A 26,797-nucleotide genomic window follows, 5' to 3' on the forward strand; every position below is an offset into this window, starting at 1 on the left:
CGATGGAGTCGCACGATCGTCGCGCGATGCTGGAATGGCCAGCGCGACGTGGGGCATTCCCTCAGTGGAAACGCAGCCACGATGAACGTGCGCGCGATCGCCTCACTGAAGCCCTTCCTCGCTCAGCGCCCGCTGCACCGAAGGCCGCGCGTGCACGCGCCGGTACCACGCCTGCAGGTTCTGCAACGCGTCGAAGTGGATGTCCGCCTGGTAGTGCGAGATCAGCCAGGACGCCTGGCCCCAGCCGGTCAGCGCGTAGAGATAGGCATCGGCGACGGTGAAGGCATCCCCCATCAGGAACTGTCGACCGGCGAGCTGTGCGTCGATCCAGGCGAAGCGCTGCTCCAGCTTCGGCCGCGCGGTGTCCACGTACTGGCCGGCGAGCCGCGCGTACAGCAGCGGAATGAAGCCCTTGTGGATCTCCGTGGCCAGGAAGTTCAGCCATTCCTGCAAGCGGTAGCGTTGCATGCTGCCGTTGGGCGGCACCAGGCCGAGTCCCGGCTTGCGGTCGCCCAGGTACTGAACGATGGCCGACCCTTCGCGCAGCACGCTGCCATTGTCGAGTTCGAGCGCCGGCACGTAGCCCATCGAATTGACCCGATGGAAATCTTCTCCATCCTCAGTCAGGTGCTTGCGGTGATCGACCCTCACCAGCGCCGCCTCGAGGCCGAGCTCGTTCAGCACGATATGCGGCGCGAGGGAGCAGGCGGCCGGGATGTAGTACAGCTTCATTGCGATCTCCAGAAAGTGGGCGCAGCTCTAGGGCGAGCAGCCCGACGCATTCTAGAAACCAGGTATAGAAAAGGAAGAAGGCACTATAATGTTGTCTAGGTACAAAATTTATACCTAGCGTGCGCACAGCGAGGAGCCTGCGATGAAGGACAACGTGTCCGGCTGTTCCGTGGAAGAGGCCATGCGCCTGCTGGGCGGAAGATGGCGCCTGTTGCTGGTGTCGTACCTGCTCGACGGACCCAAGCGGTTCAACGAACTGCGCCGCGACGTTCCGGGCATTTCGCAGCGCATGCTGACCCTGGACCTGCGCGCCCTGGAAGAAGCGGGGCTGATTCAGCGCACCGTCTATCCGACCGTGCCGGTCAAGGTCGAATACGCGCTGACCGAGGACGGGCGGCGCCTGGAACCGGTGGTGGCGGTGATGAAGGAGTTCGGGCTGTGGGTCAAGGCGCGGTCTGCCGGCTGAGCGTCGCCGGCTCGGGACCGGAAGGCATGTCCGGGGCCTCAGAAACGCATGCGCGAGCCGGCTTCGGAATGCAGCCAGGGCCATGCGGCGTCGCACATCGCGCACCGCAACAGTCTCCGCGCAAGAAAGCGCCTCGACTGACCTCGCTCTGGACGGGCTAGGATGCGAGCAGGGCAACTGCGACCAAGCCGCCTCGCGCCTTGCACTGCCCGCGCCGCACGCCGCAGAACCAAACATCCGTTTAAAACACGCGCAACTTCGCCGAACTGGACAGTAATCCCGGCTTCGCGCAGACTGCCGCCCTTTCCGCTGCTTTGTCTTCCATGGCGCGACTGCTGCTGTTGCATGGCCCCAACCTCAACCTGCTCGGCACCCGCGAGCCGGGGGTCTATGGGCACACGACGCTGGCGCAGATCGATGCGGCGCTGCTCGCGCAGGCCACGGCCGCCGGGCACCAGCTGGACAGCCTGCAGTCCAACGCCGAGCACGTGCTGGTGGAACGGGTGCAGGCCGCGCGTGGCGACGGCACCGCCTTCATCCTGATCAACCCGGCCGCGTTCACCCACACCTCGGTGGCGCTGCGCGACGCGTTGGCGGCGGTGGCGATCCCGTTCATCGAGATCCACCTGTCCAACCCGCACAGCCGCGAGCCGTTCCGCCACCACAGCTATTTCAGCGACCACGCGCTCGGCGTGATCTGCGGCTTCGGCGCCGACAGCTACCGCTACGCGATGGACGCGGCGCTGGCCCGGCTGGGAGCCGGCGCATGAGCGGTACCCCCGGCTTCAGCGCGCGTCGCGCGGCGCTGCGCCACCCTCTCCGTGTTCGCCGGGCCGCGTGCCCGGTCATTTCCCGATTCACCTCAAGAGGCCGTTATGGATCTCCGTAAAATCAAGAAGCTGATCGACCTGCTGGAAGAGTCCAATCTCGCCGAGATCGAGATCAAGGAAGGCGAGGAAAGCGTGCGCCTGGCGCGCACGCCCAAGGGCATGATCGCCAGCGCCCCGCAGTACGCCCCGGCCCCCGTCGCCGCACCGCCTGCGGCCGCGCCGATGCCGATGAGCTCGCCCACCGAGGCCTCCACCGGCGGCACCGCCAAGCCCGGCAACGCCCTGCCCGAGGGCCACGTGCTGCGCGCGCCGATGGTCGGCACCTTCTACACCTCGCCGTCGCCGGACAAGCCGGCCTTCGTCACAGTCGGCCAGGCTGTCAAGGCCGGCGAGACCCTGGCGATCATCGAGGCGATGAAGATGTTCAACCCGATCGAAGCCGACGTCTCCGGCACCATCGTCGCGATCCTCAGCGACAGCGGCGTGCCGGTGGAGTTCGATCAGCCGTTGTTTGTGATTGGCTGAGCGGCCGGGATTGGGGATTCGTGATTTGGGATTCGCAACAGCGGCCGCACGAGCGCCTCACGGTGTGGCGCGATGCGATGGCGTTGGTCGAAGCGATCTACCATCTCACCCAGAATTTCCCCGATGCCGAACGCTTTGGACTGACCGCACAGATGCGGCGCGCGGCGATCAGCGTTCCCTCCAACATCGCGGAGGGCGCCGCGCGGCGGTCCACTGCCGAGTACCTGCGCTATCTGTCGATGGCGCGAGGCTCGCTGGCCGAATTGGATACGCAGATGCAGATCGCGACACGGCTGCAGTTCGGTTCGCCGGACGCGGCGACCCTCGATCTCTTGAACCGCACCTTTTCCAGGCTCAACGCATTGATCCGCACGCTGGACGATTCGCGACATCTGCGCGAGCCCGGCGCCCTCTACGAATCCCCAATCTCGAATCCCGAATCCCATGCTCGATAAAGTCGTCATCGCCAATCGCGGCGAAATCGCGCTGCGCATCCTGCGCGCGTGCCATACGCTCGGCATCCGCACGGTCGCGGTGCATTCCACCGTCGACCGCAACCTCAAGCACGTGGCCATGGCCGACGAGTCGGTGTGCATCGGCCCGGCGTCCTCGGCCGAGAGCTACCTCAACATCCCGGCGCTGATCGCCGCGGCCGAGGTCACCGACGCGCAGGCCATCCATCCCGGCTACGGTTTCCTGTCGGAGAACGCCGACTTCGCCGAGCGCGTGGAGCAGTCCGGCTTCATCTTCATCGGGCCCAAGGCCGACACCATCCGCCTGATGGGCGACAAGGTCGAGGCGATCCGCGCGATGAAGGCCGCCGGCGTGCCATGCGTGCCCGGCTCGGGCGGCCCGCTGGGCGACGACATCGTCGCCAACACCAAGGTCGCGCGCGAGATCGGTTATCCCGTGATCATCAAGGCGGCCGGCGGCGGCGGCGGCCGCGGCATGCGCGTGGTGCATTCGGAGGCGGCGCTGAAGGCGGCGATCGAGACCACCAAGTCCGAAGCCAAGGCCGCTTTCAGCAACGACCAGGTGTACATGGAGAAGTTCCTGGAGAATCCGCGCCACGTGGAGATCCAGGTGCTGGCCGACGGCCAGGGCAACGCCATCCACCTGGGCGAGCGCGACTGCTCGATGCAGCGCCGCCACCAGAAGGTGGTCGAAGAAGCGCCCGCGCCCGGCATCACCGAGCAGCTGCGCAGCGAGATCGGCAAGGTCTGCGTGGATGCCTGCGTGCGCATCGGCTACCGCGGCGCCGGCACCTTCGAATTCCTGTTCGAGGACGGCCGCTTCTACTTCATCGAAATGAACACCCGGATCCAGGTCGAGCACCCGGTCACCGAGCGCATCACGGGCATCGACCTGGTCTGCGAACAGCTGCGCATCGCCGCCGGCCACAAGCTGAGCATCAAGCAGAGCGACATCGTGCTGCGCGGCCATGCGATCGAGTGCCGCATCAACGCCGAGGACCCGGAAACCTTCATGCCCAACCCGGGCCTGATCACCGGCTTCCACCCGCCCGGCGGCCCCGGCGTGCGCGTGGACACGCACATCTACAGCGGCTACAGGGTGCCGCCGAACTACGACTCGATGATCGGCAAGCTGATCGTGCACGGACCGGACCGCGACACCGCGATCGCGCGCATGCGCGTGGCGCTGAGCGAGATGGTGGTGGACGGGATCAAGACCAACATCCCGCTGCAGCAGCGGATCATGCGCGACAAGGGCTTCCAGGCCGGCGGGCAGAACATCCACTACCTGGAAAAGCGCCTGGCCGAGCGCAAGAACAAGTCGATTGCGTTGGTTTGAGAGCCGGGATTGGGGATTCGGGATTGGGGATTCGCAAATGCGGGGTCCGGGTCGCGATCCCTTCCTGGTGATGGCAGGCGACCGGTTCTAGTCGCTGCCAGGACGCGTCTTGGGCAAGCGTCGCCGGATGCGCGTCGCGCGGCACATTGCGGATCGCATCCGGCCGCTTCGGATTGCTCGCAGATGGCGTTGCAAAATCCTGCCGTCGGCATCGCCGCCGCGTTTTCCGTCAGCGCTTGGCGTAGTGGCTGGGCGCTTCGCCCACGTGGCGGCTGAAGGCGACGCTGAAGCTGCTGGTCGAGCCATAGCCGACGCGTTGCGCCACCTCGGCCACGTTCGATCCGCGCCGCAGCAGGTCCTTCGCCAGCTCCATGCGCCAGGCCAGCACGTACTCCATCGGCGGCACGCCGACCGTGCGGGCGAAGCGGTCGAAGAACGTCGAGCGCGACAGCGCGGCCGCCTGCGCGAGTTCGCCCACGGTCCAGGCGTGATCGATGCGGGCATGGATCCGCGTGAGCGCCGGCGCCAGCCGTTCGTCGCCCAGACCGCGCAACAGGCCCGGCGGCGCATTTCCCGCCGTCGTCCAGCGCATGGCCTCGACCAGCAGCATCTCGACCAGCCGCGACAGCATGTAGTCGTTGCCCGGCTTCCTGTCGTGGTACTCCTCTCCCACCATCTGCACCAGTTGCATCAGCCGGCCCACGCCGCGCACGTGGACCACCGCCGGCAGCAGCGAGACCAGCAGCCCGGCATGGGCGCTGTCGAACAGGAAGGCGCCGCCCAGTGAGCGCATGTCCGGCGCGCCGTCGGGTTCGCCGTGGCGCCGCTCGCCCTGCCCGCCGGGAACGACCTTCGGATCGATGAACACCGGCGGCCCCGGTACCAGGCTGGAGAGCGTGAACGCCGGCGTGGTCGGCAGCAGCACGAAATCGCCGGCGCCGATCGCGAGCGGCGGATGCCCGTCCACCGCCAGCACGGCGCTGCCTTCCAGCACGATGCAGAACCCCGGCTGCCCGTACTCGGCATAGCGCACCGCCCAGTTGCCCTTGCCGCTGATCAGGTTGGCGAACACCGCGCGAGGGTGGAGCAGGCGGACGAGCTCGGAAAGCGGATCGTGCATTTCGGACTTTCGCTAAAACAAAACGGATTCCGCATTATCGATCATCCGAGACAGCTGGCCTATCGTTTCCTCCCGAGTCCACTCACTCCTGGAGAACGCAATGAAGACCGTCCTGATCACTGGCTGCTCCTCCGGCTACGGCCTGGAAACCGCGCGCCACTTCCTGGCCCAAGGCTGGAACGTCGTCGCCACCATGCGCCAGCCCCGACCGGCGCTGCTGCCGGCCTCGCCCGACCTGCGCATGCTGGCGCTGGACGTGACCCAGCCCGACAGCATCGCGCTGGCGCTGGAGGCGGCCGGCCCCATCGACGTGCTGGTCAACAATGCCGGCATCGGGCTGTTCGGCGCGTTCGAGGCCACGCCGATGGCGACCGTGCGCGAGGTGTTCGAGACCAACACCTTCGGCGTCATGGCGATGTGCCAGGCCGCCATTCCGCGGTTTCGCCAGCGCGGCGCGGGCGTCATCGTCAACGTGACCTCCAGCGCCACGCTGGCGCCGTTCCCGCTGGTGGCCGCGTACACGGCGAGCAAGACCGCGGTGCAGGGCTTCACCGCATCGCTGCGCCACGAACTGCAGGCGTTCGGCCTGCGGGTCAAGCTGGTGGAGCCCGGCTACGGCCCGTCCACCCAGTTCACCGCCAACGGACAGCAACGCATGCAGGGCCTGATCCCGGACGCCTACGCACCCTTTGCCCGCGAAGTGTTCTCGCACCTGGGCCAGCCGGCGGCGGTAACCATGGCCAGCGACGTCGCCCAGGCGATCTGGCAAGCGGCCAACGACGTTTCCGAGCGGCTGCATTTCCCGGCCGGCGCCGATGCCGTGGCGCTGTCCGAACAGCGCTAGGTGCGCCGCACGTCCGCCGCGAAGCGCTGAAATATCGGGTCGCACCAACAGATCGGGACCGAAGACTCGCCCTTTACCAATCCCAAATCCCCAATCCCAAATCCCGGCTACTTCGCCTGCGTCCCCGGCACCGGTTCGGCGCCCAGGGTCGAGGTCGGGCTGACGATCATCACCGTCTCGGTGGAGCCATCCGGCCACACGATCTGGAAGGTGCTGCCCGGGCTCAGGGTGGAGAACGGCATGCCGCTGCGGGCACGGTAGATCGCCGCCACCTGTGCGGCGCCGGCGCGGCGCAGGTCTGGGTCGGCGTGCGTGGTGGTCAGTTCGACCTTGGACAGGCCGCGGTAGCGCTGCTCGGCCGTGTCGATCAGCAGCAAGCCGGCCGCCGCCGCCGAATAGGCAACCAGGGCCAGCACCCAGAACCAGAACTTGGCGCCGTGCAGCCATCGCCGGTAATTCATGAGCCCGCTCCTGTCGTATCCACCAGACGGTTGACCATGTCGTTCATCGTGTCCGTGCCTTGCCGCGGCACCGCGGCGTCGTAAACAAAACTGCTGAAATCCTGGGTCGGGTCCTGCGAACAGATCCCGCCGTTGGCGCAATAGCGGGTCATCAACTCGCTGTTCGGGCCGCAATCCAGCCCCAGCCGGCAAGCGGCCAACTGCCAGGCCAGTTCGGTGAAGGCGGTGCCGGCGATGCGCTCGTCCAGGCTGTCGTCGCCGCTGGCGGCCAGGCCCATCGCCGGTGCCAGCGCCATGTAGGCGTCCGGATCGCCGGAGGCGCGCACCCGTTCGACCAGGTCGCGCTTGTAGCCGGCCGAGGACTGCAGCGGCTGTCCAAGCGTCAGCAACGCCGCCTCCGCGGCCAGGTTGCCGCCGCGCGCGGCCTGCACGCGCTGGGCGACGATGGCCTGGCGGGTGAGGCCGTCGCCGGGCACGAAGCCGGCGCAGCGGCGGCCGACCCGCGCGCGCGCATCGACCATGCGCCCCGAGGTCGGCAACTGCGCCGCATCGATCGCGCGGGTGTCGGCGGCATAGCCGGCCGGATTCATCGCATAACCGGCGCAATAGTCGTAGATGCGGCTGAGCAGCCAGGACGCATCGGCATCGCCCTGCGCGGCGGCGGCGGACAGTTGCTGCGCGGTGCGGTACAGGTCGGGGCTGCGTTCCAGCGCGGTGCGGCGGTCGGGCGACGCCGCCGGCAATGCCTGCACCGAGCTGCGCCTGCGCTGGTCCTGCCCCGACACGTCCGCGATGACCGGGGTGGCCACAGCGGCACCCGCGGTCACCGGCAGCGCCGGCGCCGCCGCCAGCAGCAGCAGCGCGCGATAGCCGACCACGCCCAGCAGCAGCGCAGCGGGCGCCAGCAACAGCCAGGTTTTCCGGGACACGGCGAAGGGCATGCGCGTAGGCGATCGGGGCAGCAGGCGAGGAGGGCGGCCGCGTCCGCTGGAACCCGGGGCCGCCGCAATGTCGCAGTCTAACGCAGCCGATGGCGGGCCACGGCAGACAATGGCGGCCGTGGTCGCGGCGCGCGCGGCCGGCGCCGGTTCGGGCCGCCGCGGCGGTCGTCTAAGATGCGCGGTCATTCCTCCTTGTGCCCGACCGATGCCGTTCCTCGAACTGACTGTGCGCTGCACCGACGCCACCCAGCCCCGCTACGAGAACGCGCTGGAGGACGTCGGCGCGCTGGCGGTCACCCTGCTCGACGCCGAGGCCGACACCAGCAACGAGCGCGCGATCCTGGAACCGGGGGTCGGCGAGACCCCGCTGTGGGGCACGCTGGTGCTCAGCGCGCTGTTCCCCGCCGAGCAGGACGCGTTGCTGCTGCTGGCCGCGCTGGAAGCGTTCGATCCGGGCCTGGACTGGGCCCAGGCCACGTTCCGCAAGGTCGACGACCAGGACTGGGAACGCGCCTGGCTGGACCAGTTCCAGCCGATGCGCTTCGGCACGCGCACCTTCATCGTGCCGTGGAACCACGACCTGCCCGAGGACGCGCGCGGCGCCGATGCCGCCGTGGTGCGGCTGGACCCGGGCCTGGCGTTCGGTTCCGGCACCCATCCGACCACCGCGCTGTGCCTGCGCTGGCTCGACGCCCTGGCCACCGACGGCGCGCTGGCGCAGGCGCGCGTGCTCGACTTCGGCTGCGGCTCCGGGATCCTGGCGCTGGCCGCGCTGAAGCTGGGCGCGGCGGCGGCGGTGGGCGTGGACAACGACCCGCAGGCGCTGCTGGCCACGCACGACAACGCCGAGCGCAATGACGTCGGCGCGCGCCTGACGGTGCACCTGCCGGCCGACGAGCCGGCGGCCACCTATCCGGTGGTGGTCGCCAACATCCTGGCCTCGGCGCTGGACGCGCTGGCGCCGACCCTGGCCGAACGCGTCGCGCCGGGCGGGCGCATCGCCCTGTCCGGGATCCTGCATGGCCAGGAACAGGAGCTGTTGCAGCGCTACGCGCCGTGGTTCGAGCAGCTGCGCAGCGAACAGGACGGCGACTGGATGCGCATCGACGGCGTGCGCCGCGCCTGAGTCCGCGGACCGGCGGGTCCGCGCACGCGGTAGCGCCGGATCCAACACTCACCCGCGGCCTGCGGCCAGGCTGCGGATCGCCACGGTCAGCAACGCCGCCTCGGCATGGATCGCCAGCACCCGGGTCCGCGGCCGCCAGCCCTGCGCGCGCAGGCGGCGCTCGTGCCAGCGATGGCCGCGCCGCGCCCGCGGCAGCCGCCAGGCCAGTTCCAGCAGCACGCCGATCAGTGCCGACGCACCCAGGGTCTGCACCAGCGCCACCCAGCCCGCGGCGTGCGCCAGCAGCCACAGCAGCGTGGGCACCCACGACGGCGGCGCGGGCGGATACGGCAGCGCGAACACCTGCCACGACCAGCCCTGCCTGACCGCGCAGCGGCCGTCGCCGGCATCGGCCCAGATCCGGTAGCGGTGCGCGCCAATTCCCGGCGGCGGCCGCGGGCGGCTGTGCGTGCGCAGCGGGGCGATCGCGAAACGAGCGTGGTGGGCATCCTGCAGCGGGGCATCCTGCGTGTGCATCGGCGCGTCCTGGTCCATGGCAGCGGGTCGGGCGGCGGCGGCAGAAACGTCGCGAACGGTGCGGCGTCTTCACTGCGCACAGCCATCGCCGACGACAGTATCAACAACAAAGCCATCATTGAAAGCCGTACGAACCAACTTTCCCAGTCGGCGCGGCTATATCTCGCCTCCCCCGCGGAGGTGAGTGTGAACAGCAGGCTGTACGAACGGGTGCGCGAAGCGCGCAAGCTGACCGGTCTCACCCAGGAAGCCCTCGCGCTGGACCTGTCGGTGACCCGCAGCGCCGTGGCGCAGTGGGAGATGGCCGACGGCACCGCGCCGGCGGTGGAGCACCTGATCGCCCTGGCCCGCCGCAGCGGGCTGACCTTCGAATACCTGGCCACCGGCCGCGGCGAACGCGTGTTCGGCGAACCGCTGTCCGTCGCCGAAGAAGCCGCGCACTACCGGCAGCTGTCCGACCAGCAGGCGCGCCTGCTCGACAGCTTCGAGACCCTGAGCCCACGCCAGCGCGCCGGCCTGCTGGACCTGATCGGCACCGGCAAGCACCGGCGCTGAGCAGGGACCCGATGTCCCTGTAGGAGCGGCTTCAGCCGCGACAGGAACTTACCGAAGGTGCCTGTCGCGGCTGAAGCCGCTCCTACAGAAGCCCACGAAGGCCACGAGCGCACTGCAGCCCGCTCCCGCGCGTGCTTGAATAGGGGTCTCGTTGCCGCCGTCGCCTGCACGCATGCCCGATCCCACCCCGCCCCGTCCCAGCCTCGCGACCTTGCTGCGCCAGCCCCAGCAGCCGGTGCCGGAACAGGCCGATGCCGCCGAGACGGCAGGTCCCGCTGCAGACGCGGCGGCCGGCCCCGCCGAGACGGGCGATACCGGTAACGGCGCGGCGCCGCGTGCCGATGCCCCCGGCGCGCCGGAGTCCGAGCCAGCGTCGATGCCGGAGGCGGACGCCTCGCGCGCCGCCGGGGTCGCAACGCCGCCCGCCGCGGCGACCGGCGAGTCGATCGCGCCTGCCGGACTCGAACCGCAGTCGGAACCCGAATCGGAACCGGCGCTGGCGCCGCCGCCGGAGCAGGAACCGGACCTGACCACCGCAGCGACCGCCACCACCAGCGCCGCGCCCAGCTTCATGCAGCCCAGCGCGCCACGCCGGCCGGTGCTGCGCGCCGCGCCCTGGCAGTGGATCGCGCTGGTCGGGCTGGGCCTGCTGCTGGCGCTGCAGATCCTGGTCGCCGACCGGCAACGGCTGGGCGCCGACGCGCGCTGGCGGCCGTGGGTGGCCGGCGTGTGCCAGGCGCTGCGCTGCAGCCTGCCGCCGTGGCGCGAGCCGAGCGCGTTCACCATGCTCAGCCGCGAGGTGCGGCCGCTGCCCGGCCGCGCCGGCACCCTGCAGATCCAGGCCACCTTCCGCAACGACGCGCGCTGGGCGCAGGCCTGGCCGCTGCTGCAGCTGTCGCTGGCCGACGCCGACGGCCGCACCATCGGCAGCCGCGTGCTGCTCCCGGAGGAGTACCTGGGCCGCACCCGCCCGGATGCGGCGACGCTGGCGCCCGGACAGAGCGCGCAGGTGGCGTTCCAGGTGCGCGAACCGGCCGCGGGAACCGCTGCATTCAGTTTCGACTTCCACTGAAACGCTGTGACATCACGATCCGGCATGGCAGCGAGGCAGGCCACGCGCTAGACTCGTCCCCCCGCGCCGGCCCTCCAACCTTCCGGCGCCGACGTCATCCGGGGACCCGCCGAACTTGAACGCTGCCACCACTCGTCCTGACTCCAGTCGCGGCGCGCCGAAGCCGCCGCTGCGCGAACACGTGGCGCAGTCCGTGCGCCGCTACCTGCGCGACCTCGATGGCTGCGACGCCGACGACGTGTACGAGATCGTGCTGCGCGAGATGGAGATCCCGTTGTTCGTGGAAGTGCTCAACCACTGCGAAGGCAACCAGAGCCGCGCCGCGGCGATGCTGGGCATCCATCGCGCCACGCTGCGCAAGAAGTTGAAGGAATACGGGTTGGCTTGAGGCGGGACTCGGGACTCGGGACTCGGGACTCGGGACTCGGGACTCGGGACTCCAGGATCACGCTCTCGTGCAAATCGTTGTCAAGCGACTCGATGAAAAAAGCCGCCTTTTCTGCAGAAAAGGCGGCTTTTTCATTTCAGCCCGGGCGCTTTTCTGTAGGAGCGGCTTCAGCCGCGACGCCTTACCGGTAACGCGTCGCGGCTGAAGCCGCTCCTACAGAAAGCGGCCCGCTCGCGCGAATCCCCAATCTCCAATCCCGAATCCCCGCTTTTCCACAGCCGCATGGCTGGTCATCCCGGCCCCTCACACCCACCCATAGCGGATCAGGTGGAAGAACACCGGCGCGGCGAAGCACACCGAGTCCAGCCGGTCGAGCACGCCGCCATGGCCTTCGATCATGTGGCCCCAGTCCTTGATGCCGCGGTCGCGCTTGATCGCCGACATCACCAGACCTCCGAAGAAGCCCATCAGGTTGGCCACCAGCGCCAGCGCGAACGCCTGCAGCGGCGAGAACGGGGTGATCCACCACAAGGCCGCGCCGAGCAGGCTCGCCGACAGGATGCCGCCGACGAAGCCTTCCACGGTCTTGGACGGCGACAGCTTCGGCGCGATCAGGTGCCTGCCGATCAACTTGCCCCACACGTACTGCAGCACGTCCGAGGACTGCACCACGATCACCAGGAACGCGAACAGCAGCAGGTTGCGGCCTTCGTAGCCGGGGATCTCCAGGTTCAGCAGCGCCGGCACGTGCGAGATGCAGAACACGCAGATCATCAGCCCCCACTGCACTTTGGCGGTGCGCTCCAGGTAGCGCGTGGTGTCGCCACCGATGGTGGCCAGGATCGGCAGCACCAGGAACGCGTAGACCGGGATCAGCAGCGTGTACAGCCCGTACCAGCCGCTCCACACCAGCCAGTACTGCCACGGCAGCACGATGTAGAACGCCACCAGCAGCGCGTAGTAGTCGCCACGCCGGGTCGGTGCCAGGGTGATGAACTCGCGCAGCGCGAACAGCGACACCAGCGCGAACAACACGATCACGCCGATGCGTCCGAACACGAACGCCAGCGCCACCACCGCGGCCATCACCCACCACGCGCGGATCCGCGCCACCAGGTTGTCGAGCACCGCGCTGGGGCGCCCGCGCGCGCGCCAGCGCAGCGTTTCGGAAATCAACGTGGCCAGCAGCAGCACCGCGGCGATGCCGAGGAACAGCCAGATGGTCTGCTGCCGCAGCGAGGACTGCTGCAGGTGGTCGCTGAAGGCGATCGCGTTCATCGTGCGGCCTCCATCTGTTCCGGCGACAGCGCCAGCAGCGCCGTACGCGTGCGCTCCAGGAATGCCTGCTTGTCCTCGCCAGCGCCCAGCCGCAACGGCTCGCCGAAGGTGGTGGTGCACAGCAACGGCAGCGGCAGCCACTTGCCCTTGGGCATCACCCGCTTGAGGTTGTCGATCCACACCGGCACGAACTCCAGTTCCGGGCGGTTCCGCGCCAGGTGGTAGATGCCGCTCTTGAACGGCAGCACGCCTTCCTCGGTGTTGCGCGTGCCTTCCGGGAACAGGATCAACGAACCGCCGCCATCGACCGCCTCGCACAGGCACTCGATCGGATCGCGACTGCGCTGCGCGGCCTCGCGCTCGATCAGCACGCCGTTGAACACCGAGTGGATCAGGTAGCGGCGCAGCGCGTCGCGCTGCCAGTACTCGGCCGCGGCCACCGGCCGCACCTCGCGCCGCAGCGCCGCCGGCAACGACGACCAGATCAGCACGAAGTCGCCGTGGCTGGCGTGGTTGCCGTAGTACACCCGGTGCTCGCTGGAGGGAATGCAGCCGCGCCAGAACGCACGCGCGCCGGTCAGGATGCGGATCGCGGCACTGCAGCCGCGGGCGATCAGGCGTTCGATCATGTCCACTCCAGTTCGCGCACGATGGCGCGCAGACGCATCACGATGGTCAAGGCCGCGCCGCCGATCAGCAGCGCCATGGTCGCGACCAGAATCATTTCGGCGACGGCCGTGTATTGCAGCAGCAGCGCGCCGGCCGTCAGCAACGCGGCCAGCGACAGCCAGCGCATGCGCTGCACGCGCGCCATCGGCCCCTGCACCGGCTCGCTGACGCCGCAGGCCAGTCCGAGCATGCGCACGTAGGCGGTGCCCACGCACAGCAAGGCCGCGGCCCAGCCCAGCTCGGCGCCCCAGCTCAGCACGTGCTGCAGGCCGTAGCCCACGCCCAGGCACACCACGACATCGGACAGCCTGTCCGGCGCTTCGTTGTAGACCTCGCCGGCGCGGCCGATCATCTGCGCCTGCCGCGCCATCAGCCCGTCCAGGCGGTTGCACAGCAATCGGCCCTGCAGGGCGAGCGCGGCCAGCAGCAGCAAGCCGGCCGCATCGCGCGGCGGCTCGCGCCAGGCGCAATAGAACATCAGCGCCGCCAGCGCGGCGAAGCCGGTGGCGGTCCAGGACAGGCCATTGGGGGTGGCGCCGCGGGCGCGCAGCGTCTTCGCCAGGCGCGCGCGCCACTGCGCGCGGCGTTCGCTGATCGTCGGTCGTGCCATCAGTCGCCGCCTCCGCCGCCGCAGCCGCCACAACCGCTGCTGCAACTACTGCCGCCGCCTCCATCGCCGCCGCCGCTGCCGCTGCCGCTGGTGCAGTTGCTGGTGCTGGTGCAGCTGCTGCCGCCACCGTTGCCGCTGCTGGCGACGATCGGCGTACGCAACGCGTGGTACTCCACCCATGGCGTCCCCAGCAGCACGCCGGTGCCGGCCAGGGCCAGGGGCGATGCCAGGTGCAACGCCTGCGGCGCGGGCGCCGCTCCGGCGCCTGCGCGCCATGCCTTGTCGCGCTCGGCGAGCAAGCGCTCGCCGGCGACGCTGCGCCGCGGCGGCGTCAACAGGAAGCCGAGCGCGAGCATCGTCACCAGCACCATCGCCGCGACCAGGAAGCCGACCGGGCGCTGCAACTGCAGGCCGATGTCGATCTTCAGCGCGCCGGCGATCCACAGCGCCAGCAGCGGCGCGGCGCCGAGCAGACGCGCGCACCAGGCCTGGCCGCGGCCGAGCAGCAGGCGCTTGCCGATCAACGCCTCATGCAGCGGCGACGCATCGTCGCGCAATGCCTGCAACGCCAGCGGCAATTTCGGGTTGGCGCGCACCAGCAGCAGGGCGCGCTGCAGCGCCGCCGGCACTGCAGCGTCCGTGACCTGCAGCTGGGCCGCGTCGCGGTGGCTGCCACGCAGGCTCGACGGCGCCAGCTGCAACTGCACCGCGTCGCACGCCAGCAGCAAGGCCAGTTGCATGTCCGCCACGCGCTCGCTGCCGCCGGCCAGGAACGCCAGTTCGGCGTTGTCCACCTGCCGGACCGCGCGCTGCTGGCCGAGGCCGCGCACCGCGCGCCGCAGCCGCGCGGCCGATGCGCAGGCCAGCCCGATCGCCACCAGGAACAGCAGCAGGAACGAACCGCCGCGCCAGTGCAACGGCGACGCGGCAGGATTGATCGAACTCAGCCACCCGCCCAGCAGCAGCGTCGCCAACAACCACAGCCACAGCGCCTTGCCGTTCTCGCGCGGCATCGGCCAACGCCGCGCCGCGACATCGCTGCGCAGCCGCGGTTGCGGCGCTGTGGTGTCGCCCGGCGCCGGCCAGCACGCCGCCGGCGGATCGCCGAAATGGCGGCGGTAGTGCGCCAGGGTGGTCCGGTACTGCAGCGCGTGGCGGTCTGCATCGGCGGCGTCGCCGCGCCCGGGCCGATGGTGCAGCGTGGTCTGCAACACCTGCGGGCAGAAGCGCTGCCAGTATTCGTGGGTATCGGTGAGGTGGGTATGCCAGACCTGGTCGATCAGCGTGCTGGGCGTGACCTCGGCGTCGGCGCTGCTGCAGGCCAGGAAGCAGAAGCGCCGGTATTCCTCCACCGCCTGCGCGGCTTCGGCCAGGGAGACCTTGGCTTCCTTGGCCACGCGGCGCACGAACACCGGCAACGCGTCGTCCTGCTCGCCGAAACGATAGGCCTGCAGGCGCTGCCACAATGCCTGTTGCGCGGCATCGGCGTCGTGCAGCGGCGCCGGATCGGCGGATGCGGTCATGGTCTGCGTTCCGTCATGCGAACTGCGCCGCGATCGGCGCCGCCAGCAGCGCCAGCAGTTGCAGCGCCAGGCTGGCGATCTGCCGCAGCAGCAAGCCGCGCATGCCGCGCCAGCGCGCCTGCCAGTCGCGCGGCGGCGGCAGGCGCCGCAGCAGGCCGAGCCGGTGCAGCGCGGCGTCGAGATCGGCGCCGGCCTGGTCGAGGTCGGCTTCGGCCAGCACCGCGTCGAGCAGCGCTGCATCAAGGCCGACGCGCGCGGCCCAATAGCGTTGCAGCACGCCGGCGAGCACGCTGAGCAGGCACGCGGCCAGCGCCACATGCGCGCCGGCGCTGCCGTACCAGACGCCCAGCAGCAGCGCGACGGCGAGCAACGCCAGCGACAGCCGGTCCAGCGGCGATGCCTGCCGCAGCAGCGCGGCCATCGTGCGCAGTTCCAGCGGCGTGCTCATGCCGGCAGCTCCAGGGCGTGCGGCGGAGCGGCCGGAGCGGCGCACGAGGCGGCGATGGCATCGCGCTGCGCAGACCCCAGCACGACCCGCGCTGCGCGTGCACGCAGCAGCGCGAGCGCGGCATCCAGATCGGCGGCGCGACCGCTAAGCAACAGCCAAGTGGCGACCGCGGCGGCGCTGCGCGAATAGCCCAGCGCGCAGCACACCAGCACCGGACCATGGCGGCGGGCGGCCTCGATCGCGGCGGCGGCCTCGCGCAATGCATCCGCGGGCGGCGCGACCAGGTCCAGCATCGGCACGCTGCGATCGTGCGCACCGGCATCGCGCAGCGACAGTTCGGCGCAGACATCGACCACCGCGGCGAATGCAGCGCGCTCGCCGCGGCCGGGAAGGCGCCCCAGCCAGACGCCGTCGGCGATCTCGCGCGGCGCCGGATCGCGCCGGGTCCAGGCGCGCGCATTGAGCCAGGCCGCGGCCAGGTACGGCGCATACAGCCAGCGCGCGGCCAGGCTGAGGCGGCCATCGGCACGCTTCTGCAGGCCGATCGCGCCGAGCAGCGCGTAGTCGAACGCGACCAGCAGCAGCGACAGCGCCGGCCACAACAACCACCACGCTGCGCCGCCGGCAACCCAGGCCAGCGCGACGCAGACGGCGCTGCCGCACAGGTAGGCGCCGGCCAGGCGCCAGCGCGCTGGATCGCGCGCCACGGCCAGCGCGCTCCACGGCGCCGCCACCCGCTGCGGCCACAGCCACACGCACAGCCAACCCGCGGCCAGGCCGGTGGGAATGTCGAGGAAATGGTGCTGGTAGGTGGTCAGCACCGACAGCCCGATCAGCGCGAACCAGACGTGCAGCGCGCCGCGCGCGAGACCGTGCAGATGCTGCGCATAGCGCACCCACAGCACCACCAGCAGCACGATGTGCAGCGACGGCGCCTGGTTGAACGGCTTGTCGAAGCCCAGCAGCACCGCGAACAACCAGCCGAACACGCCGTCGCTGGGCGGCCGTTCGAATCCGAAGCGCAGCGGCCACAGCAGGAAGCAGCCCACCGCCAGCAGCTGCGCGGTCAGCAGCCGCCTGGCATGCGTGTCCAGTTCGGCGCGCGTGCGGCAGACGAAGAACGAGATCACGTAGAACAGGTCGATCGACCAGTACGGCACGATCGTCCACGGCCAGAACGGGATCTGCGTTTCCCACGCGAACGGCAGCGACGGTACGTAGGCGCGGCGCTCGGCCAGCGTATTGGCCAGGCCGTAGCTGAGGAAGAAAAACGGCCCCAGCAGCGCCAGCCACGCCAGCGCCCGCCGCCACGGCCGCGGCGCCGCTTCGCTCACGGCGCGATCCGCTGCGCCAGCGACACGGTGAAGATGCCCCATTCGTCGATGCGCTGCTCCAACTTGCGGAAGCCGGCCGCACGCACCAGTTCGTCCATCTCCTGCTGGGTGCGGCGGCGCATCACCCAGGCCGCGCCGCCGCGGTGGCTGGTCAGCGCGCGGGCGATGAATTCCAGCTGCGGGTGCCAGGGCTGGCCGGTGTAGGCGAGGTAGCCGCCCGGTTCGACCGCGGCGGCCACGCCCTGCAGCGAACGCAGCACCTGGTCGTTGTCGGGAAACAGTTCGTACAGGCCCGACACCACCGCCAGCGTCGGCCGCGGCTGCAGCGCCGCCAGCGCGTCACGGTCGAAGGCGTCGCCCTGTTCGAAGCGGGCGATGTCGGTGGCGCCGAGTTCGGCGATCAGCGCGCGCCCGCGCTCCACGTTCAAGTCGCTGAAATCGCGCAGCGCGATCGCATCGGCACGCTGTTCGCCACCGGCCAGCGCTTCCAGCACGTAGCGGCCGTGGCCGGCGGCGATGTCGAGCACACGCACCGGCGCGCCAGCGTCGCGCAGGCGCTGCATGGCCAGGCGCAGCAGTTCGTGCAGATGGGTGCGGCGCACGCGGATGCCGCGCCAGCCGATCGCATCCAGGTAGTTGCGGTCGATGAAGCGGCCCAACGGGCCCTTGCCGGCGGCGCGGTCGCGATACACGTAATCCAGCGTGCTGCCGGAATCGAAGCCGGTCTGCAGGCCCAGCGCCACGCCCTCGGACAAGGTGCCGCCGAAGCGCAGGTTGGCGCGCACGAAGCGCCAGCGCAGGTCCTGCAGGCTGTATTTCTGCGGCGGCCAGGACAGCCGCTCGGCTTCCTCGAAGGTGGGCCCGCGGCGGTGCGCCTGCAGCAGGCTCGGCAGTGCCGGCGCTTCGGCGAAGCGCTCGCGCACGAAACGGCGGATCTGCGCCAGCGCCGGCGCGCGGTCGCGCTCGCCCAGGGTGTCGTGGAAGAACCCGGGCAGCAGGTGGCGCTCCTTCACCGGCGAGGACAGCCGCTCGTAGAAGCGGTCCTGCGGGCCGCGGTGCACCACGAAATCGTCGCCGGACACCAGCAACTGCACCGGCACGGTGATCGCCTGCGCGTCGCCGACCACGCGGTCGGCCGCGGCGTACACGCCCAGCAGCACCCGCACCGAGATCGGCCGGGTGATCAGCGGATCGTCGCGGTAGCTGGCCACGCGCGCCGGGTCGTGGGTCAGCCACTGCGGTTTGACGTAGCTGTTGACGAAGAAATTGCCGCGCAACTTGTGCATCAAGGCCAGCCCGGGCCGCGCGAACGGCACGTACAGCTTGACCTTGAACGCCGGCGAAGCCAGCACCAGCGCGCGCAGCGGCGGCGCGTAGTCGTGCACCCAGGTGCTGGCGATCACCGCGCCCACGCTCTGCGCGATCACCACGATGTCCTGCACCGCGATGCCGTACGTGGCGCCGATGTAGGCGATGAAGCTGTCCAGGTCGCGCACCAGCGCCGGGAAGCCGGGCGCATCGCCGCGCACGCCGGGCGAGCGGCCGTTGCCGCGCGCATCCCAGGCGAACATCGCGCAGTCGTCCAGGCCCAATTCGTCGGCCAGGTGCACGACCCGCCCCGAATGTTCGTGGCCGCGGTGCAACAGCACCACCGCGCGTGGCGGCGCCGCCGGCGCCGTGGCCGTGGCCGGCCAATGCCGGTAGAACAACCGTGTTCCGTCGAAACTGCAAAACTCGCTTTCGCTGACCTGCCGCATCCGTTGCCGATTCCCTGTCGTCGTACTTGCCGTTGCCGTGAGTACCGCTACCGCTTCCGTGTCGTTGCCGCGGCCCGCGCCGCGCGGCTCAGCGCGGCGCGCCCTCGCGCAGGCCGGCGGCCACGCGCCGCAGCACCGTCGCCGCGCACAGCAGCGCCAGCACGATCGCGAACCCGTCCACCGTCTTCGCCCCCACCCAGCCGCCGGCCAGCAGCAGCCCCAGCAGGCCGATGGCGAAGGCGCGATCGCTCTTGCCCATCGGTCCGTCGTAGCGCCGTCCGGCGCCGACCATCAGCCCCAACACCCCGGCATACTCGGTCAATGCCGCCGTCAGCGCCAGCGCCCATAGCCAGCCGGCCCCCGCGCCGGGCACGCTGGCCAGGCTCAGGTACAGCGCCGCATCGGCGATCACGTCGCTCAGTTCGTTGAGGTAGGCGCCGAGCCTGGACTGCTGGCCGAACTCGCGCGCCAGCATCCCATCGACCGCGTTCAAGGCCATGCGCAGCAGCATCCATGCCGGCAGCAGCGCGTACCACAGCGGCTGCGCCGGACCGCGCCAGAACACCCAGGCGGCGACCAGCAGCGACACCGCGGCCGCGCCCACGGTGACCTGGTTGGCGGTCACCCCGAGCCGGTACAGGCCGCGCACCCCGGGCCGCAGCAGGTCCTGGAAGCGTCCTTTCAATGCGTAGATCGAAACCATTGCGGGGTCCTGAGGGTCCATGCCGGGGCGGCGCAGCCTACAATATCCACTCCCCGCTCCGATGTGTGCCCTGCCCCCATGTCCTCCGATTTCCTGCCCGTGCGCCGGGCATTGCTGTCCGTTTCCGACAAGACCGGCCTGATCGACCTGGCCCGCGCGCTGGCCGCGCGCAACGTGGAGCTGCTGTCCACCGGCGGCACCGCCAAGGCCATTCGCGAGGCCGGGCTGGCGGTCAAGGACGTGTCCGAGCTGACCGGCTTCCCGGAAATGATGGACGGCCGGGTCAAGACCCTGCACCCGCTGGTGCACGGCGGCCTGCTCGGCCGCGCCGGCACCGACGACGCGGTGATGGCCGAACACGGCATCGCCGCGATCGACCTGCTGGTGCTGAACCTGTATCCGTTCGAAGCGGTCACCGCCAAGGCCGACTGCACGCTCGCCGAGGCGGTGGAGAATATCGACATCGGCGGCCCGGCGATGCTGCGCTCGGCGGCGAAGAACTTCGCGCGCGTGGCGGTGGCCACCGATCCGGCGCAATACGCCGACCTGCTGGCCGAACTGGAGGCGCACGACGGCCAGCTGTCGGCGGCCAAGCGCTTCGCGCTGTCGGTGGCCGCGTTCAACCGCGTGGCGCAGTACGACGCGGCGATCAGCAATTACCTGTCCACGGTGACCGACCCTGCGAGCGAGGTGCCGGTGCGTGCCGCGTTCCCGGCGCAGGCCAACGGCACCTTCGTCAAGGTAATGGACCTGCGCTACGGCGAGAACCCGCACCAGCACGCCGCGTTCTACCGCGACCTGTGCCCGGCGCCAGGCTCGCTGGCCACCTTCCAGCAGTTGCAGGGCAAGGAGCTGAGCTACAACAACATCGCCGACAGCGACGCGGCCTGGGAATGCGTGCGCCAGTTCGATGCGCCGGCCTGCGTCATCGTCAAGCATGCCAATCCCTGCGGCGTGGCGGTGGGCGCGGCCTGCGGCGATGTCTACGAACTGGCCTACGCGACCGACCCGACCAGCGCCTTCGGCGGCATCCTCGCCTTCAACCGCACGCTGGACGCGGCCACCGCCAAGGTCATCCTGGACCGCCAGTTCGTCGAGGTGCTGATCGCGCCGGACTACGAAGAAGGTGCGCTGGAATACGCGAAGAAGAAGGCCAACGTGCGCGTGCTGCGCATTCCGCTGGCGCCGGTGTCCGGCGGTTTCGTCGACACCAAGCGCATCGGCTCGGGCCTGCTGATGCAGAGCGCCGACGACCGCGTGGTGACCCGCGACGAACTGAAAGTGGTCACCCGGCTGGCGCCGACCGAGGCGCAGTTCGCCGACCTGCTGTTCGCGTGGAAGGTGGCCAAGTACGTCAAGTCCAACGCCATCGTCTACGCCAAGGACCACCGCACCATCGGCGTCGGCGCCGGGCAGATGAGCCGGGTGTATTCGGCGCGCATCGCCGGCATCAAGGCGGCCGATGCGGAGCTGGTGGTGCAGGGTTCGGTGATGGCCTCCGACGCGTTCTTCCCGTTCCGCGACGGCATCGACGCCGCGGCGGCGGCCGGCATCAAGGCGGTGATCCAGCCCGGCGGCTCGATGCGCGACGGCGAGGTGATCGGCGCCGCCGACGAACACGGCATCGCCATGGTGTTCACCGGCGTGCGCCACTTCCGCCATTGAGCGGCCAAGGAATCGGAACGATGAATCGCACTCCATTGCGCCACGGCCTGCCGCTGCTGCTCGCACTCGGCATGGCCGCGTGCAAACCGACCGCGACGCCGACACCGTCCGCGCCGGCGGCCACAGCAGCGCCGGCCGCCACACCGGCACCGACTGCGCACGTGCCGCGCACCGAACGCCTGCAGGCCTTCCTGCAGACGCGCTACGGCAAGCAGGCGCGCCTGTCGGAGAGCTGGTCCGGGCAGGCCGACGGCAACGCGGTGCAGAGCGAAGTCTGCGCCGAACAGCCGGTGGTGGTCGGCGACCAGATCCAGGAACTGCTGGCGGTCTGCCACCGGCTCAGCGACGGCGGCCATGCCAATCCGGGGCTGATCGATTTCCTGATCCTGCGCGACACCGGCCAGGGCCTGGCGGTGGTGGCCGAGAAGCTCGGCGACGGCTTCGGCAGCGACGGCGACCCGGGTGCGGTGGACATCCTGCGGCTGGGCAGCGATTTCTACGGCTTCGTGGTCTACAGCGACTGGATGGGGCAAGGCACCGTGCTGCAATCGCAGGACCTGGTGCTGCCCGGCCCCAAGGGCCTGGTCAACGCCGGCTCGGTGCGCGAGCACATCGACAACCATGGCGCACTGGATTGCAGCGACGACGGCCGCGATCCGCAGCAGACCGCCGAACAATGCCAGGCGCAACTGTTCGACGTGGACTTCAAACTCGACGTGGACGACAGCGACCGCGCCGCGCGGGTATGGCCGGTGACCATCGAGGAACGCGGCATCTCCTGCGGCAAGAAGCTCGGCACGACCCAGGTGTTCGCCTTCGACGCCAAGCGCTGGGCCTATCCGTTCCCCGAATCGATGCAGCGCGAAGCCTGCGAATAGTCCTTCCTTCGACCTCACGAGACACGCCTTGAAAATCCTCGTCATCGGCGCCGGCGGCCGCGAACACGCCCTGTCCTGGAAGCTGGCCCAATCCCCGCGCGTCAGCGAAGTGCTGGTCGCCCCGGGCAATGCCGGCACCGCCACTGAACCCAAGTGCCGCAACGTGGCGGTCAAGGTCGACGACCTCGACGGCCTGCTCAAGCTGGCGCAGGACGAGGCGGTGGCGCTGACCGTGGTCGGCCCGGAAGTGCCGCTGGTGCTGGGCGTGGTGGACCGTTTCCGCGCCGCCGGCCTGCGCATCTTCGGGCCCAGCGCCAAGGCCGCGCAGCTGGAAGGCAGCAAGGCCTTCGCCAAGGAATTCCTCGCCCGCCACGGCATCCCGACCGCGTTCTACGAAGTGCATACCGAGGTGGACGCGGCGCTGGCCTATGTGCGCGACAAAGGCGCGCCGATCGTGGTCAAGGCCGACGGCCTGGCCGCGGGCAAGGGCGTGATCGTGGCGATGACCCTGGACGAGGCCGAAGCGGCCGTGCGCGACATGCTCTCCGGCAATGCCTTCGGCGATGCCGGCGCGCGCGTGGTGATCGAGGAATTCCTCGACGGCGAGGAAGCCAGTTTCATCTCCATGGTCGATGGCGCCACCGCGCTGCCGATGGCCACCAGCCAGGACCACAAGCGCGTCGGCGATGGCGACAACGGCCCCAATACCGGTGGCATGGGCGCGTATTCGCCGGCACCGGTGGTCACGCCCGAGGTGCACGCGCGGGTGATGCGCGAGGTAGTGGAGCCGACCGTGCAGGGCATGATCGCCGACGGCGTGCCGTTCACCGGTTTCCTGTATGCCGGGCTGATGATCGACGCCAGCGGCGCGCCGAAGGTAATCGAATTCAACGTGCGCTTCGGCGATCCGGAAACGCAGCCGGTGATGCTGCGCCTGCAGTCGGATCTGGTGGAGCTGATCGAGGCGGCGATCGACGGGCAACTGCACGCGACCCAGGCGCAGTGGGATCCGCGCCCGTCGCTGGGCGTGGTGCTGGCGGCGGCGCCGTATCCGGAAAAGCCGATCACCGGCGAAGCGATTTCCGGCCTGGACCAGGTGCCGGCCAGCGCCAAGGTGTTCCATGCCGGCACCGCGCTGGACGACCAGGGCCGCGTGCTCAGCGCCGGCGGCCGCGTGCTGTGCGTGGCCGCGCTCGGCGACAGCGTGTCCGACGCGCAGCGCAATGCCTATGCCGGCGTGGCACAGATCCGGTGGCCCAGCGAATTCCATCGCAGCGACATCGGCTGGCGCGCGATCGCGCGCGAACGCGGCGAATAGGGCGCACGCCGCCCTCTTGTAGGAGCGGCTTCAGCCGCGACAGAGCCTATACGCAGGTCGCCATAGGATCTGTCGCGGCTGAAGCCGCTCCTACAGGTTGCACCATCGGCATTCGAGGGACTTTGCATGGCACTGGATCCCGACCTGCGCAAACAATTCCGCGCGCTGGCGGCGCAGACCGACGGCATCGACACCAAGGTCTACGCCGACTACGCCAAGGATCCGCTCGAGCCGATCATCGGCCTGGGCCGCCGCACCGCGCGGCTATGCTTCTTCGGCCGCGATCCGGGCCGCAGCGAAGTCGAACACGGCGAACCGTTCGTCGGCAGCGGCGGACAACTCGTGCGCAAGGCGTTGTACCGGCACCTGCACGACGGCCAGCCGATGCCGGACTTCGCGGCCTCGCTCAAGGTCGGCCGCGCCTTCTTCTGGATCAACACCGTGCCGTACAAGCCGATCGGCAACAAGGCCTGGTCGATGCAGGCCAAGCGGCGTTTCCATCCGCTGATGCGGCGCCTGTTGATCGCGCAATGGCGCGGCCACGAGATCGTCACCCTCGGCCGCGAAGCCTTCCTGTGGTTCGGCATCGACCAGCCCAAGGACGTGCGCGCGCAACTGGATGCGTTCTGGGCCAGCGAATCGCGCTTCAGCGCGCACACCGAGGTCCGCCTGCAGACCGAAACCGGCGCGGCGCGACGCTTCACGCTATATCCGCTGCCGCACCCCTCGCCACTCAACCAGACATGGTTCAAACGTTTCCCTGCGCTGCTCGAAGCGCGCTTGCGGCAACTGTCGGTGTGAGCGCGAACGCCCGCACGCCCTCGTGCCGGCCGCCATATCCAATCGCGTCAGGCAACGATCCGTTGACCTGAGCTTCACAAAAGAGAACAATTCGCGTTAGCCAGCGCATGGCTCCGCGTCGACGGAGCCAGTTTCCCGCGTCCGGGACATCCAGCGGTCAGCCATCCCCTTTCCTCTCCCACCGCTTTCGCCGATCGCGGGCGGCACGCTGTTGCCCGCAGAAAAGGATGCTGCCGATGTCTTGTCCGTCCGCGCTCGCCGCGCATGTTCTCCCCTGCCGATTCCATCGCGGCGTGCGCCTGGCCGCGCTCGCCGCCGCGCTGCTGCTGGCCTGCAACGCCTACGCCGAAGACACCGAGACCGAGACCGACCAGGCCACCGAACTGGACGCGGTCAGCGTGACCGCGGCGCGTGTGCATGCCAACGCCGGAGCGCTGGGCGAACGCAACATCCAGGACACGCCGTTCGCGATCCAGGTGCTGGACCGCGAGGACCTCGACAAGCGCCAGGTGGTGTCGCTGGGCGATGCGTTCTTCAACGATCCGTCGGTGGTCACCCAGGTCGGCGCCTATTCCAGCGGCTGGAGCTCGCCGATCATCAACCGCGGGCTCGGCCTGAGCTACGACAGCTACCGCGTCAACGGCCTGCAGGTCTCGTCCTGGGGCAGCGAGTGGCCGCTGGAAGCGATGGAGCAGGTGGAACTGCTGAAGGGGCCTGCCGGTTTCCTGTACGGCTTCGGCCAGCCCGGCGGCCTGGTCAACTACCTGACCAAGAAGCCGACCGACGACACCACCCTGTCGGCCAGGCTCGGCTGGCGCTCGGATGCCGTGGCCAGCGCCCAGCTCGACGCGGGCGGGCGCTTCGGCAACCAAGACATGTTCGGCTACCGCCTCAACGTCTTCCGCGAGAAAGGCGAGACGTACAACGGCGGCGAGGTGGATCGCAAGGTCGTCTCGGCCGCACTCGACGCGCGCCTGAGCGATCGCCTCACCTGGACCGCCGACCTGGTCTACCAGAGCCGCCAGCTGTCCGAGGAAGCGCCGCAGTACTACTTCATCGGCCTCAGCGCGGTGCCGCGCGCGATCGGCGGCGACGCCGACCGCTCGGTGACCGGCTCGTACTACGACACCCGCTCGCGCCTGCTGTCCACCGGACTGGAATGGCGCTTCGCCGAGGGCTGGAAGGCCAGCCTGAACTATGGCGTCACCACCTCGTGGAACGACGTCAACAAGATCTTCGCCTACATCGACGACGCCAACGGCGACTACGACGTCAACGCCTACGAGCTGGGCGGCAGGAGCGAGTGGAAGCTGGTGCAGCTGATGCTGCAAGGAAATTTCGCCACCGGGCCGCTGCGCCACCAGCTGGTGGCCGGCGCCTCGCGCCAGGACGCCACCGGCTGGGACCGCCCCTACGTGTGGCAGACCATCGGCCGCGGCAACCTCTACGACTGGCAGGGCATGACCCATTACAGCAGCGCCTCGCGGGTGATGACCCGCAGCAGCGAGACGCTGCAGAAGGCGCTGTTCGTCAGCGACACCATCGCCTTCGCGCCGGGCTGGTCGCTGCTGGCCGGCTGGCGCTACAACGACTACGAGCAGATCGGCACCTACCACACCTATCCGGTGACGCCGACCTATGCGCTGATGTACAAGCCGGCCGATGCGGTCACGCTGTATGCCAGCTACATCGAATCGCTGGAAGCCGGCGGCCGCGTCGGCGACGACTACATCAACGCCGGCCAGGTGCTCGACCCCACCATCAGCAAGCAGTACGAGATCGGCGCCAAGATCGCCTATCCGCGCTGGAACGCCAACGCGACCGCGTTCCGGCTGCAGCGCGGCGCCAGCATCGACCGCATCACCGCCACCGGCAAATATCTGGAGCAGGACGGCGTCACCCTGTACGACGGCATCGAACTGAGCGGCGACTACCGCCTCACCGAGCAACTGAGCGTCGGCGGCGGCGCCACCTGGCTGGATCCGCGCTACGACAAACTTTCGCCGGACAACGCCGCCGACCAGGGCCACCGCGTCAGCTTCGCGGCGCGCTGGCAGGGCGTGGTGCACGTGGACTACGCATTCCCCGGCATCGACGGACTCAGCGTCTACGCCGCGCTGCGCTACTTCGGCGACGCCTGGTACGACAGCGCCAACACGCTGAAGCTGCCGGACTACACGCTGGCCAACCTGGGCGCCGGCTATCGCATGCGCATGCACGGGCATCCGCTGACATGGCGCGCCAGCATCGACAACCTCACCGACCGCAAGTACTGGATCACCAACAGCATGGGCGCACCGCGCACCTATGCGCTGAGCGTGCAGTTCGAACTGTGAACCGCGCGGTGGCCTGCGCAGCGGCCGCCGCGTTTTTCGTCCACCCAGCCTCAACGGCAAGGCACGGCACCCTCTTCCCCGACCAACGG

General features: G+C 69.7%; 28 protein-coding genes. 15 read left to right on the forward strand and 13 right to left on the reverse strand.

The annotated features are described in order from the left end of the window. Positions 1-102: 102 nt before the first annotated feature. Complete coding sequence (gene gstA / locus HEP73_RS19805; RefSeq protein WP_185821250.1) at positions 103-732, reverse strand: glutathione transferase GstA; 630 nt, start codon at positions 730-732, stop codon at positions 103-105. A gap of 142 nt (positions 733-874) precedes the next feature. Between gstA and HEP73_RS19810 the strand changes: the two genes are divergently transcribed. The 5 genes from HEP73_RS19810 (at position 875) to accC (ending at position 4,365) form a co-directional block, all read left to right on the forward strand. Then, positions 875-1,198 carry a winged helix-turn-helix transcriptional regulator gene (locus tag HEP73_RS19810; RefSeq protein ID WP_185821251.1) on the forward strand — a complete coding sequence of 108 codons (324 nt, stop codon included), beginning with the start codon at positions 875-877 and terminating at the stop codon, positions 1,196-1,198. Positions 1,199-1,521: 323 nt separating this feature from the next. After that, positions 1,522-1,968: a type II 3-dehydroquinate dehydratase gene (gene aroQ, locus HEP73_RS19815; RefSeq protein ID WP_185814205.1), complete on the forward strand. Its 447-nt coding sequence runs from the start codon at positions 1,522-1,524 to the stop codon at positions 1,966-1,968. 105 nt (positions 1,969-2,073) lie between these two features. Then, a complete protein-coding gene (gene accB / locus HEP73_RS19820; RefSeq protein ID WP_185814206.1) occupies positions 2,074-2,553 on the forward strand; it encodes an acetyl-CoA carboxylase biotin carboxyl carrier protein in 480 nt (159 codons plus the stop codon). Positions 2,554-2,630: 77 nt separating this feature from the next. After that, positions 2,631-3,008: a four helix bundle protein gene (locus HEP73_RS19825; protein WP_255423573.1), complete on the forward strand. Its 378-nt coding sequence runs from the start codon at positions 2,631-2,633 to the stop codon at positions 3,006-3,008. Further along, on the forward strand, positions 2,998-4,365 hold the full coding sequence (gene accC, locus HEP73_RS19830; protein WP_185814208.1) for an acetyl-CoA carboxylase biotin carboxylase subunit: 1,368 nt from the start codon (positions 2,998-3,000) through the stop codon (positions 4,363-4,365). The genes HEP73_RS19825 and accC overlap by 11 nt, the downstream gene beginning before the upstream one ends. 229 nt (positions 4,366-4,594) lie before the next feature. Here the strand turns inward: accC and HEP73_RS19835 are convergent, their stop codons facing one another. Further along, entirely contained in the window at positions 4,595-5,485 is an 891-nt protein-coding gene (locus tag HEP73_RS19835; protein ID WP_185814209.1) for an AraC family transcriptional regulator, read from the reverse strand. Positions 5,486-5,585: 100 nt separating this feature from the next. Between HEP73_RS19835 and HEP73_RS19840 the strand changes: the two genes are divergently transcribed. Beyond that, on the forward strand, positions 5,586-6,329 hold the full coding sequence (locus tag HEP73_RS19840) for an SDR family oxidoreductase (protein ID WP_185821252.1): 744 nt from the start codon (positions 5,586-5,588) through the stop codon (positions 6,327-6,329). Between the two features lie 107 nt (positions 6,330-6,436). On the opposite strand, the gene HEP73_RS19845 is transcribed toward HEP73_RS19840, so the two are convergent. Then, a complete protein-coding gene (locus HEP73_RS19845; RefSeq protein WP_185814211.1) occupies positions 6,437-6,790 on the reverse strand; it encodes a hypothetical protein in 354 nt (117 codons plus the stop codon). After that, positions 6,787-7,731 carry a hypothetical protein gene (locus HEP73_RS19850; protein ID WP_185814212.1) on the reverse strand — a complete coding sequence of 315 codons (945 nt, stop codon included), beginning with the start codon at positions 7,729-7,731 and terminating at the stop codon, positions 6,787-6,789. The genes HEP73_RS19845 and HEP73_RS19850 overlap by 4 nt, the downstream gene beginning before the upstream one ends. Before the next feature lie 205 nt (positions 7,732-7,936). Here HEP73_RS19850 and prmA point away from each other — a divergent pair, with 205 nt between their 5' ends. Then, on the forward strand, positions 7,937-8,857 hold the full coding sequence (gene prmA, locus HEP73_RS19855; protein ID WP_185821253.1) for a 50S ribosomal protein L11 methyltransferase: 921 nt from the start codon (positions 7,937-7,939) through the stop codon (positions 8,855-8,857). A 48-nt stretch (positions 8,858-8,905) separates the two neighbouring features. Here the strand turns inward: prmA and HEP73_RS19860 are convergent, their stop codons facing one another. Beyond that, entirely contained in the window at positions 8,906-9,373 is a 468-nt protein-coding gene (locus tag HEP73_RS19860; protein WP_185821254.1) for a hypothetical protein, read from the reverse strand. Between the two features lie 186 nt (positions 9,374-9,559). Between HEP73_RS19860 and HEP73_RS19865 the strand changes: the two genes are divergently transcribed. From HEP73_RS19865 to fis, 3 genes are all read left to right on the forward strand, one after another. Further along, positions 9,560-9,928 carry a helix-turn-helix transcriptional regulator gene (locus tag HEP73_RS19865; protein ID WP_185814215.1) on the forward strand — a complete coding sequence of 123 codons (369 nt, stop codon included), beginning with the start codon at positions 9,560-9,562 and terminating at the stop codon, positions 9,926-9,928. 172 nt (positions 9,929-10,100) lie between these two features. Next, positions 10,101-11,000, forward strand: a complete 900-nt coding sequence (locus HEP73_RS22695; protein ID WP_255423574.1) for a DUF3426 domain-containing protein — start codon at positions 10,101-10,103, stop codon at positions 10,998-11,000. Positions 11,001-11,115: 115 nt separating this feature from the next. Beyond that, a complete protein-coding gene (fis, locus tag HEP73_RS19875) occupies positions 11,116-11,388 on the forward strand; it encodes a DNA-binding transcriptional regulator Fis (protein WP_003471008.1) in 273 nt (90 codons plus the stop codon). 303 nt (positions 11,389-11,691) lie between these two features. Here fis and HEP73_RS19880 read toward each other — a convergent pair whose 3' ends face one another. The 8 genes from HEP73_RS19880 to HEP73_RS19915 all read right to left on the reverse strand — a co-directional run bounded on the left by HEP73_RS19880 (position 11,692) and on the right by HEP73_RS19915 (position 19,710). Then, positions 11,692-12,666, reverse strand: coding sequence for a phosphatidate cytidylyltransferase (locus HEP73_RS19880; protein WP_185821255.1), 975 nt, complete (start codon positions 12,664-12,666; stop codon positions 11,692-11,694). Then, on the reverse strand, positions 12,663-13,295 hold the full coding sequence (locus HEP73_RS19885) for a lysophospholipid acyltransferase family protein (RefSeq protein WP_185821256.1): 633 nt from the start codon (positions 13,293-13,295) through the stop codon (positions 12,663-12,665). The genes HEP73_RS19880 and HEP73_RS19885 overlap by 4 nt, the downstream gene beginning before the upstream one ends. After that, positions 13,292-13,945: a CDP-alcohol phosphatidyltransferase family protein gene (locus HEP73_RS19890; protein ID WP_185821257.1), complete on the reverse strand. Its 654-nt coding sequence runs from the start codon at positions 13,943-13,945 to the stop codon at positions 13,292-13,294. The genes HEP73_RS19885 and HEP73_RS19890 overlap by 4 nt, the downstream gene beginning before the upstream one ends. Then, positions 13,945-15,468, reverse strand: coding sequence for a TIGR04222 domain-containing membrane protein (locus tag HEP73_RS19895; RefSeq protein ID WP_185821258.1), 1,524 nt, complete (start codon positions 15,466-15,468; stop codon positions 13,945-13,947). Before HEP73_RS19895 ends, HEP73_RS19890 begins: the two co-directional genes overlap by 1 nt. A 13-nt stretch (positions 15,469-15,481) precedes the next feature. Then, positions 15,482-15,916: a hypothetical protein gene (locus HEP73_RS19900; RefSeq protein WP_185821259.1), complete on the reverse strand. Its 435-nt coding sequence runs from the start codon at positions 15,914-15,916 to the stop codon at positions 15,482-15,484. Beyond that, complete coding sequence (locus HEP73_RS19905) at positions 15,913-17,250, reverse strand: phosphatase PAP2/dual specificity phosphatase family protein (protein ID WP_185821260.1); 1,338 nt, start codon at positions 17,248-17,250, stop codon at positions 15,913-15,915. Before HEP73_RS19905 ends, HEP73_RS19900 begins: the two co-directional genes overlap by 4 nt. Next, complete coding sequence (locus tag HEP73_RS19910) at positions 17,247-19,007, reverse strand: bifunctional alpha/beta hydrolase/class I SAM-dependent methyltransferase (protein WP_185821261.1); 1,761 nt, start codon at positions 19,005-19,007, stop codon at positions 17,247-17,249. The genes HEP73_RS19905 and HEP73_RS19910 overlap by 4 nt, the downstream gene beginning before the upstream one ends. Positions 19,008-19,095: 88 nt before the next feature. After that, a complete protein-coding gene (locus HEP73_RS19915; protein WP_185821262.1) occupies positions 19,096-19,710 on the reverse strand; it encodes a CDP-alcohol phosphatidyltransferase family protein in 615 nt (204 codons plus the stop codon). Positions 19,711-19,788: 78 nt separating this feature from the next. Here HEP73_RS19915 and purH point away from each other — a divergent pair, with 78 nt between their 5' ends. From purH to HEP73_RS19940, 5 genes are all read left to right on the forward strand, one after another. Continuing rightward, positions 19,789-21,375, forward strand: coding sequence for a bifunctional phosphoribosylaminoimidazolecarboxamide formyltransferase/IMP cyclohydrolase (gene purH / locus HEP73_RS19920; RefSeq protein WP_185821263.1), 1,587 nt, complete (start codon positions 19,789-19,791; stop codon positions 21,373-21,375). 20 nt (positions 21,376-21,395) lie between these two features. Further along, positions 21,396-22,253, forward strand: a complete 858-nt coding sequence (locus tag HEP73_RS19925; protein ID WP_185821264.1) for a hypothetical protein — start codon at positions 21,396-21,398, stop codon at positions 22,251-22,253. 28 nt (positions 22,254-22,281) lie between these two features. Continuing rightward, on the forward strand, positions 22,282-23,571 hold the full coding sequence (purD, locus tag HEP73_RS19930; protein WP_185821265.1) for a phosphoribosylamine--glycine ligase: 1,290 nt from the start codon (positions 22,282-22,284) through the stop codon (positions 23,569-23,571). 126 nt (positions 23,572-23,697) lie between these two features. Beyond that, on the forward strand, positions 23,698-24,372 hold the full coding sequence (locus HEP73_RS19935) for a uracil-DNA glycosylase family protein (RefSeq protein ID WP_185821266.1): 675 nt from the start codon (positions 23,698-23,700) through the stop codon (positions 24,370-24,372). A gap of 236 nt (positions 24,373-24,608) precedes the next feature. After that, on the forward strand, positions 24,609-26,708 hold the full coding sequence (locus tag HEP73_RS19940) for a TonB-dependent siderophore receptor (protein WP_185821267.1): 2,100 nt from the start codon (positions 24,609-24,611) through the stop codon (positions 26,706-26,708). Positions 26,709-26,797: the final 89 nt, after the last annotated feature.

The organism is Xanthomonas sp. GW (assembly GCF_014236815.1).
In the GTDB taxonomy this organism is placed as follows: domain Bacteria; phylum Pseudomonadota; class Gammaproteobacteria; order Xanthomonadales; family Xanthomonadaceae; genus Xanthomonas_A.